Annotated in this window: 15 protein-coding genes; 14 read left to right on the forward strand and 1 reads right to left on the reverse strand. The window is 36.4% G+C overall.

All coding sequences use genetic code 11. The annotated features are described in order from the left end of the window. Window positions 1-2 precede the first annotated feature (2 nt). From CEF19_RS14350 to CEF19_RS14405, 14 genes are all read left to right on the forward strand, one after another. Window positions 3-563 (forward strand): phage tail-collar fiber domain-containing protein, encoded by a 561-nt coding sequence (locus CEF19_RS14350; protein ID WP_100406683.1) that lies wholly within the window; start codon window positions 3-5, stop codon window positions 561-563. Further along, window positions 563-1237 (forward strand): hypothetical protein, encoded by a 675-nt coding sequence (locus tag CEF19_RS14355; protein ID WP_100406684.1) that lies wholly within the window; start codon window positions 563-565, stop codon window positions 1235-1237. The genes CEF19_RS14350 and CEF19_RS14355 overlap by 1 nt, the downstream gene beginning before the upstream one ends. Before the next feature lie 13 nt (window positions 1238-1250). Continuing rightward, window positions 1251-1601 carry a hypothetical protein gene (locus tag CEF19_RS14360; protein ID WP_100406685.1) on the forward strand — a complete coding sequence of 117 codons (351 nt, stop codon included), beginning with the start codon at window positions 1251-1253 and terminating at the stop codon, window positions 1599-1601. Then, a complete protein-coding gene (locus CEF19_RS14365) occupies window positions 1594-2079 on the forward strand; it encodes a hypothetical protein (RefSeq protein WP_100406686.1) in 486 nt (161 codons plus the stop codon). Before CEF19_RS14360 ends, CEF19_RS14365 begins: the two co-directional genes overlap by 8 nt. Then, the gene (locus CEF19_RS14370; RefSeq protein WP_100406687.1) at window positions 2076-2354 is read left to right on the forward strand and encodes a hypothetical protein; all 279 of its coding nucleotides are present in this window, start codon (window positions 2076-2078) and stop codon (window positions 2352-2354) included. Before CEF19_RS14365 ends, CEF19_RS14370 begins: the two co-directional genes overlap by 4 nt. Window positions 2355-2368: 14 nt before the next feature. Beyond that, on the forward strand, window positions 2369-2563 hold the full coding sequence (locus CEF19_RS14375; RefSeq protein WP_100406688.1) for a hypothetical protein: 195 nt from the start codon (window positions 2369-2371) through the stop codon (window positions 2561-2563). A gap of 4 nt (window positions 2564-2567) precedes the next feature. Further along, the gene (locus tag CEF19_RS14380) at window positions 2568-3290 is read left to right on the forward strand and encodes a hypothetical protein (RefSeq protein ID WP_100406689.1); all 723 of its coding nucleotides are present in this window, start codon (window positions 2568-2570) and stop codon (window positions 3288-3290) included. 17 nt (window positions 3291-3307) lie between these two features. Then, on the forward strand, window positions 3308-3589 hold the full coding sequence (locus tag CEF19_RS14385) for a hypothetical protein (RefSeq protein ID WP_100406273.1): 282 nt from the start codon (window positions 3308-3310) through the stop codon (window positions 3587-3589). A 162-nt stretch (window positions 3590-3751) separates the two neighbouring features. Beyond that, window positions 3752-3898 (forward strand): CD1375 family protein, encoded by a 147-nt coding sequence (locus CEF19_RS23540; protein ID WP_198510277.1) that lies wholly within the window; start codon window positions 3752-3754, stop codon window positions 3896-3898. Between the two features lie 28 nt (window positions 3899-3926). Continuing rightward, on the forward strand, window positions 3927-4571 hold the full coding sequence (locus CEF19_RS14390) for a hypothetical protein (protein WP_100406274.1): 645 nt from the start codon (window positions 3927-3929) through the stop codon (window positions 4569-4571). Between the two features lie 140 nt (window positions 4572-4711). Next, entirely contained in the window at window positions 4712-4879 is a 168-nt protein-coding gene (locus CEF19_RS23545) for a hypothetical protein (RefSeq protein ID WP_198510293.1), read from the forward strand. A gap of 24 nt (window positions 4880-4903) precedes the next feature. Next, on the forward strand, window positions 4904-5590 hold the full coding sequence (locus tag CEF19_RS14395; RefSeq protein ID WP_100406690.1) for a hypothetical protein: 687 nt from the start codon (window positions 4904-4906) through the stop codon (window positions 5588-5590). A gap of 104 nt (window positions 5591-5694) precedes the next feature. Further along, window positions 5695-6123, forward strand: a complete 429-nt coding sequence (locus CEF19_RS14400) for a phage holin family protein (protein ID WP_100406691.1) — start codon at window positions 5695-5697, stop codon at window positions 6121-6123. Then, window positions 6120-6824 (forward strand): peptidoglycan recognition protein family protein, encoded by a 705-nt coding sequence (locus tag CEF19_RS14405; RefSeq protein WP_100406692.1) that lies wholly within the window; start codon window positions 6120-6122, stop codon window positions 6822-6824. Before CEF19_RS14400 ends, CEF19_RS14405 begins: the two co-directional genes overlap by 4 nt. Window positions 6825-6967: 143 nt before the next feature. Here the strand turns inward: CEF19_RS14405 and CEF19_RS14410 are convergent, their stop codons facing one another. Continuing rightward, on the reverse strand, window positions 6968-8260 hold the full coding sequence (locus CEF19_RS14410) for a hypothetical protein (RefSeq protein WP_100406693.1): 1293 nt from the start codon (window positions 8258-8260) through the stop codon (window positions 6968-6970). Between the last annotated feature and the right edge of the window lie 619 nt (window positions 8261-8879).

Below are 8879 nucleotides of genomic sequence, written 5' to 3' on the forward strand. Positions count from 1 at the left end.
TAATGAGTACATTTGGCGGTTTAACCCTCACAAATAAAGGAAAGACGCTTCAATCGAAAGCCCAGACGGGTGTCCAACTTAATTACACTCGAATCGTTTTAGGAGATGGAGAATTAGGATCTTCATCTATTTTGGAACTGAATGCTTTAAAAAACGAAAAGAAATCGTTGGATATTACTAAATTAAAAATATTAAGTGGTGGGCGTGCTGTTGTAGGCGCTGTTCTCTCTAATCAAGAAATGACAGAGGGATTTTATTGGCGTGAAATCGGGGTTTTCGCACAAGACTCTGACGCAGGAGAAGTACTTTATTGCTATGCAAATGCAGGTGCACTCGCTGAATATATCCCAGCCGGTGGTGGAAGTGACATCATCGAAAAGAATATTGATGTTCAAACGCTTGTAGGGAATGCGGAGAATGTCACAGCCACCATTGATAGTTCACTGGTATTTATGACAATTAAAGATTTAGAACGACGCATCAATCAAACAGACGAAACAACAGGGGTTTTATACAAGCTGGGCTTTGATAACGGCAAATTATTTTTCGAGGAGGTTAATTAATGTCTAACTATTTTCTTCTAACGCTCGACACGACCGGACCATCGAATCCAACTTTTGTAATCGAGGGCGGTGCGGCATTTTCAAATGATGTGTTTGTGAATTGTGCAATTAACACAGGTGACGGAACTAAGACAGGTTATCAAATGAAAATCTGGGGAGAAGTCGATGCTACAAATGAAGCGACCATTCAACCTACAGAGGCTGAATCTACTTGGATTACCTATCAGTCTACGAAACAAGTTAAGCTTTCAAGTACAGATGGGCCAAAGACACTCTATCTTAAGTTACGAGATGATGTCCAGAATGAATCGGCACAAGTAAGTGACTCTATTACACTTGACACAACTAAGCCAATCGTGACGATTTCAGGACCTGACGTTTCCAAGGTTTCTAAAAAATCAGGTAAGGATGTTGCAGCATTCAGCTTTATGTCAGACCAAGCTTTCGCTGAGTACAAAGTAAAAGTTGTCTCGTCTACAGGTGCAGCACATGATACAGGAACACAAATTTCAACAGCAAATGGATCAACAAATATGTTTGGCACAACAGGAGCCGCGGACACTTCTATTAATTGCTCTATCAATGGAGCGGACCTTGAAACAGCAAGTGCTGGTGACGGAGAAAAGATTATCAAGGTGTTCGTAAAAGATTCCGCAGGCAACTGGAGCGTGTAAGGAGGGATAGCTAATGGCATCTCCTCAAATAAATATTATTAACGTATCTTCTTATAAAATAAGTGATGAAGATGGCTATGATACGTGTATTGTAACGTTTAAAGCTGACCAGCTATTAAAAGGATACCGCGCTTGTGCAGGAGGGATTAACTACCTTTCAGGATTGTTGGTTGGGAAATCAGATGATTTGTTTCCTTCTGAAAATCTATATCCTTCCGAGGACCTTTACCCTCAAGATTACACTTTACCAGCGGGAGTTGAACAGATATTTGTCATTTATTTTTATGAGCTTCAAGAAGACAGGGAGTATCGTATAAATATTTATGGAGTAAACGAACAGGGGGAGTGGACGCCTTATGAGTAGCTTTGTTTTAGAATTGGACACGACTCCCCCGGTTATCGAGATTGTTGCTCCAACATATACCGTTTCAGACGCTGAGACTGAAATCATTGTTGATTCAAATGAGATACTGGCTGAGTATCAAGACATTCACATTGTGGACAGTTCGGGTAAGCGCCATGATGTGATTTTTCTTTATCAGGGAGATTATTTTTATGGGAAACTGATATTCAACGAATTTTCAATTGGTATAGCGACAATTTATGTCCGAGTGAAAGATGAAGTGAGCAATCTATCAGATTTAGCGAAGAAAACCATTGATATCAAAAAGTCGGCACGCCTTTCTTTAGAAGTTGAAGAAGCGGTTCGTAGTTTAACGACAAGCAAAGCTTCTCTAAAAGTTATTGGGGATAGAAGAAGTCGGAAGCTCACCACAAATGGTAGAGAAAGAAATGTATCTGTAGCTCATTCTGTTCGCAAAGTCGAGGTGAGGAAAGAATGATGTATCAATTCGGGAATACGGTTCGCCTTTCGTCCATCTTCTACGATTGGGATGGCAATGTAGCGGAACCTGACCTTGTTAAACTAAAAGTTTACAACAGCGGTTATCAGAAAAAAGAAGAGTTCAGTTTAGGTCCAGCTAATAGGAAAGACGATGGGGGATATTTTTATGATTGGACACCGAAAGAAACTGGCGATTTGATTTATGAATGGTATGCAGAATTAGAAGGAAATCCGAGTCTAAAACGAGATCGAATTTCAATTAAAATGCTGTAAAGGGGGAGGGGAATGTGGCGTATGAAAAAATCAACTTTCAAAATGATAGTCCTCCAGCCGCAAATGCTAACAATTTAAATCATTTGCAAAAGCAATATGAGGAAGCAGTAAAGTATACCGATGAAGCAATAAAAGTGAAGGATGAAGTTGTAATTAAGTCTTATAAGTTTGGCATTGAAAACGGCGTTATATTTTTAGAGGAGGTTTAAATGTATGGCAATAGGAGATCGGATTTTTGTCACTACAAAGGCAGAACATGATGGATTGCAGCAAGAAGTTACTGCGCATCAGGCGGAGGATGCGATTGATGCACATAACGCAACTAGCATAACAGTAGCGGATGCAAACTCACATTTCACTGGTACAAATGTTGAAACGGTATTAGATGAACTTTTTACATTTGCCAATAACGGTAAAACGGATATTGCGTCTGTTATTGGCTCGCCAGCAACAGTTGGTGATACCTTTATACAATTAAAAACGCATATCCAAAATAGTAAGAATGATTTGGCTGCAAATTTAACCGCAAAAGGACAATCAAGTGTAGGTTCTGAAACATTAAATTCGTTGGTTGATAAAGTGCCATTAATTAACACAGGTAAAGGGTTTAAAATGGGAACAATACCAGGTAATTATGGTGCTAGTTGGTCAACGACAGCTACAGTCAGTGGGTTGCCATTCGTACCCAAATTCATAATTTTAACTTACTACGATAATAGTAATCCCGCAGGAACAATAATTACACACTCTGGGAAAATACAAAATCCAAATAATTCAACTTATCAGTGGTCTATTGTAAAAAACCACACGCAGGTAGGACTACGAGTAGCTTCAGAACCTACAACGACTTCATTTACGGTATCTTTTGATGGAACTGCACCTACTCAAGCTCATACAGGACTAACTTACATTGCTTTTGAAGATTTATATATTTAAAAGGAGGTTGCAAATAAATGAACACACTAATCGTTTATGATGACACAGGTTATGTAATATCTCAATCCCAAGGATTATCAAGAGAGCCTCAAGGAGTGCCTTTCTTGTGGGTAGATATACCAAGCAATAAAAGATTGAAAATAGCTGATGGAATCGGCATAGATGTTTCAGTTACACCACATCAAGCCATTTTAGAAGATATACCACCAAGCGAAATTGAAAATTTACGGTTAGAAATGGCTCAATCTAACACAGAATTATTTGAGATGATGATAGCTATGAGTGGAGGTACCGCCTAATGTTCAATGAAAACAGCAAGCTCGTACAAGACTATGTTCTGTTGATTAATAACGGTAAGAAAACAATTGATGACATACCTATCTTTAGCAATCTACGCGAGGTAGTTTCTAGTGTTATCACTAATTAAATTATTTTATCAAATATCAAAGGAGATGTTCAAAATGACATTCACTAAAAATTCTCGTATTGCTCAATCTTATGCGGTTTTAATCTTGGCGGGGCGGATGACCATTGATAGTGTGCCAAACGTGGGTAATCTTCGTGCTGTTGTTACTGAGATTCTTACTGGTGAACAGACAGTAGCTTAGTTTATAATCACCATAGAGGTGAGGGTCTATGGGGAAATTTTATAAACAATTTGTAGAAGCTGAGATAAAAACACGTAAGGGAATCATCGAAGATAGGAAAAGGATGATGCATTGGGGGTTAGAGCCTGGCTTACCTTCTTTTTTTGTGGAAAAGACAGATGAACTAAAATTAATGGTTCTACTGGCAATGGACAATTTCGCTTATAAATGTTTATGTGTTTATATTGAGGAGATCTTAATGCATCTTTTAGTTGCAGATGAAATGAACTCAGCTAATGAATTTATTGCTAAGCTTGAAGAAACAGAAAGAAAATATAGAGCTGGCCATAAAATTCTAAAGGAACTAAATGAACGCGGAATAATTCATGCGGATGACTATTGCTACTGCCAACGCTTTCTTAATGACTTTGAAAATGGTGGAGAAAGAATTAGAAACATAGAGGTTCATAACTTATATGCTGAGAAGATAAGTAATTTTGAATTAAGATCTGAAGTCTCTGGTGACATTGAAGAGTTTGGTAGAAATTTTCTTACTGAAACCATCAAAACCAATCCTGCGTTTATCCATATTGGAGCAAGAGACATGGTTTCTAGAAGGATTGTAGAAGACATGGCAGGTCTACATGATTTATTGAATAGAAACGTATCTTTACTTTCAAAATTAAATGGATAAGTTAAAACCGGAACTGATATTGTCAGTTCTTTTTTCGTATTAGGATGATACTGCGCACTAATGTGTATAAGTAAATAAAAATTTGTATTGATAAATAATCGTATGTGTTGGACAATATTACCATGTTCTTAGGTGGTTTATTGGTAACAACACGGCGCAATATCACACTGAAAGAAGAGGTTTACGAGGAATTTTGTAAGTATGCTAGTAAAAAAGGCATTAAAGTTTCTACGTGGATCAATATCCAGATGAAGCAATTCATCGAGGAAGAAAAAATGATTGAAGAAGTGAAGAAGAAGCGCTCTTAAACGAGCTTTAATGAGGTGGAATAGTTGACGGAAGTATGGAACCTTGCAGGAGCAATCATTTTAAGTTTTGGTGGGAGTGGGGTGATTTTATTAGGTCTCTCAAGTTGGTTGGGGAGAATATGGGCAACAAGGATACTAGAGAAAGAAAAAAAGGAACATACGCTTGAAATTGAGAATTTTAAAAGTCAGTTACAAAATAAAATTAATGTTGCTAATTCTTTAATTGATAAATCTGTTCATGTTACTAAATTACAGTACGACAAGGAATTTTCTATATATCTCGAAATATGGGAACAACTATCTAGTTGTGTTGTAAGCACTAAAAAATTGTATCCAAGTGGTGTTCAAAATATACCTTATGATGAAAAAGAATTAGAAGAGTTTAACAAAAAAAAATGGGCTGAATTTGCTACAAATTATAATGACTTTTCAAATATAATAACTAAGTATGCCCCTTTTTATGAAGAAAAATTGTATGAAAAGTTTATAGAACTAAGAAATCTTTGTAGTCGACAGGGCAAGATTTTCGAAATGTATGAGTTTGATGTGAAGTACAGTGCCACTTTTACATTTTCAAGAGATGCGAAACTGACTCCTGAAGAACATAAGGAAGTATACACTGAATTTCATGAAAAAGTAGCTGAACTGCAGAAGTCTCTTACAAAACAAATTAGAGAACACCTAAAAAGTTTACAGGCAATAGAACACTAACTAAAAAACATGTCTAAACATAATGGTTATCAAGAATCCTTAATCTAGGATTCTTTTTATTTTGCCCTTACATTAAGAGAGGGCTCTTAGAGGAGAGATGTAATATGAAATACCAAACGAATACACTTTATACAACTGTAACAGGCGGGGCTTTTGCAAGTGGAGCTTTTCTTTTAGGGGGTCTTGATAATTTGGTTATTGCATTAGCTATCATAATGGGTGTGGATTTTTTAACAGGAGTAGCAGCAAGCTTAGATAAAAATAGTACAGAAAAAACTAGTTCAAAAAGGGCGTTTGCTGGATTGGTTAAAAAGGGTGCAATGATATCCCTAGTTATAGTGGCCAATCAACTTGATGTGATAGCTGGTAGTGATTCGGGGTTTATGCGCAATGCCATGATTTTCTTTTTGATTGGTACAGAAGGTATTTCTCTTTTAGAAAATATGAATAGATTAGGCGTGCCATTTCCAGACTTTTTAACTAAACGATTTGAACAAATGACAGATATTAAAGGGAAGGATGATAAACAATGAACATTGTGGACATTCGAACCAAAACACCGCGTCACCCAACGAAAAAGCTCACCTATAGAAAGCTAGAAGACATTCGTTCTGTAATTGTGCATCACGGGCTTACCTTACGGAAATTAGCAGGTACTAACATGGAGTCTTACCTTAATTTTCACATCACAAAAAATAACTGGTCCATAGGAGGATATCCCCTTGGAGTGGAACCAGACGGAACCATAAAGTTGTGTGCGGACTTTAATATCATCACTCCTCACGTAGGCAATAGCAACAAACATTCACTAGGTATCTGTTTACCTGGTGATTTTCGTTTTGAAGACCCCACCGATCCACAGTACCAAGGCTTACTTTGGTTACTAGCTGTTTATTTACCTGAGAAGTTACCTAATGCTTTTGAGATAAAGGGCCATAGCGAAATGCCAGGGTACAGCTGGAAGGCATGTCCGGTTATTAACATGGACAAGGTTAGAGCAGACGTTGTTAAGTATAAAAATGGTATCGATATTAATAAAGAGGAGGATGACAATATGACAAAGACTCAATTAGCTCCAGTGATTAAAATTTTGGAAATCTGGACGGATGCAAGGCAGCGTAACCCTCTTAATAAGAGTTGGTTAGAAAAAGCTAAGAGAGGTGAAATGACGGTCGCTAATTGTATGCGCCTCGAGTTTGAAGCGAAGGTTAGAGGGTTGAAGAATAGCTTGTAATAAGAAAAAGCCCTCAGTTTGTTGGGGGCTTAATAACAAGGTTTTTAGTTTCTATTTCCCTATCTTTAAACCTCGTTTAAGTTCAAAATCAAATCGCAACATTAGATAGAGTAAAAGTCCCTATTTAAGGGACTAATTATTGTTTACTCTTTTATTTTGTATCCACCCAACATCTTTGGAGTTGCTAACTCTTTGTTATAAGTATCTTTAAAATATACCGATATTGAACCTTCCGCTTTTCCACTATTTAAAACTATTTGTTGCACAAGTCCACCTATTTGTTCGGCAAATCTCTCTTTTTCATGCGGGGCAGAGTAGTACCAATTATCACTTACAATTACATCAACTAACCTCCAATCATTTCCTCCTAAGCGAGGCATGATTTCCACAATAATACCTTCAGAAAGAGAAATCATTTCCGAAATTGCTTCATTGAAAATTTTATCAGTTTGAGCTTTTACAGTTTTTTCATCGGGATAAGGAAAAGTAATAGGTTGAATACCACCATTAAAACCATCAATATTATTTGCTGATGCTAAATCACCGGTCATGTTTTCACCAGCTGTACCATATACAGTTTTTATCGCCTCAGGTTGTGGGTTCTCGTCATAATTAAACGGAAAGTTAACCATGGCTGAAAGATACCCGACATCCCAAGTAGAAAGATCAAAGGTGACAGCGGCCACTCCATCTTTAACCTCAATGAAATCAGACTCAATATCAAAATTTGAATTGAGTACAGACATTTCAAAAATAGAACCGTCTGGAGCATTTGTGTTTGCTGTTAATGTCACCTGACCATCTGTTTGTTCAATATCAAGTTTTGCTTCAAATTCAGTAGGTGATTCCTCAGGTATTTCTATGGGTTCTTCAACATTAGAACTAACTTCTTCTGCAAGATTTTCGACAGGTAAAGGCTCTGAAATAGCCGTAACCTCAGTACTAGGCTCTGAGTTTGCGATACCTATAAACATAAGTGCTATAAATGAATAAAAGATTGAAGCAGTAACCATTTTCCATCTTTTTTTAGAACGAAAACCAAGTATTTTATTGACCCATTTTCTACTAACAATTTCAATTTTAATATGTTCTTGTGAATTAATAGATTGTATGAAAGTATTAGGCATATTTATTTTTAAATCAAGAAGGGTTTTGCCAGAAAAATTAAATAATGTGGTTGTAGCAAACTTATCAATTGTTACAGAGTCAAAATCATTCCAGTGGTATTGTCCTTCCTGAATAATTTCTTTTTGATTAGCTGAGAGTTTAAACAATCGAAATCCTTGTTCATTTATACAAATATAAAAATTACCTAGTTTACCTTTAATAGTTCCCTGTGTGATATCCTTATATGATTCACCTGTATCTTTCATATAAATTGTTATAAGCCTTTTAGCAGTCTCGATTGCTAAAGGTTTTTTCTCTTTTTTACTCAAATTGAACCCCTCCTATTTTCCTAAAATTTATTATGACAACTTATTCTATTTATTGGAATAGATTCGACAAAATAAGTGTTCATTCGACTTAGGTCTAGTACCAAAAGTCATCTCTTTTTCTCTAGTGTAAGGTTTTCAGATTTTTTGTATCTGATTAGATGTTCTCTTAACATTGTTAGACGGTCAAATAAATTTGTAGGAATTAGCTCCAGTGATTAATTTTTTGGAAATCGGATAGATGCAAGGTAGCGTAACCCAATCGGTAAGAGTTGGTTGGAAAAAGCTAGTAGAGGTGATATGACCGTAGTAAATTGTGTGCGGCTTGAATTTGAAGCGGAGGTAAGAGGGTTAAAGAACAATCTGTAAATAATAAAAAAACCCCTCCTTGTGGGGGCTTCTCAGTATGTAATTTAATGCAAGTTAAACACTCACATTTCCAGCAACCCTATTTGCCATCCACAACAATAGTTCTAATTCGGTATTTTTTAAACTTCGTTTAAGTTTTGTCTCAAAATCAAATCGCAACTTTTCGAAAACCAAATCTTTATCCAGTTTAATCCCTCCCGCCCAAGTTTAACTTACAATGTAAATTAAATTTCCCGATTAAACAGACTTAGTA

Source organism: Bacillus solitudinis (genome assembly GCF_002797395.1).
Taxonomy (GTDB): Bacteria; Bacillota; Bacilli; order Bacillales; family Bacillaceae_D; genus Halalkalibacter_A; species Halalkalibacter_A solitudinis.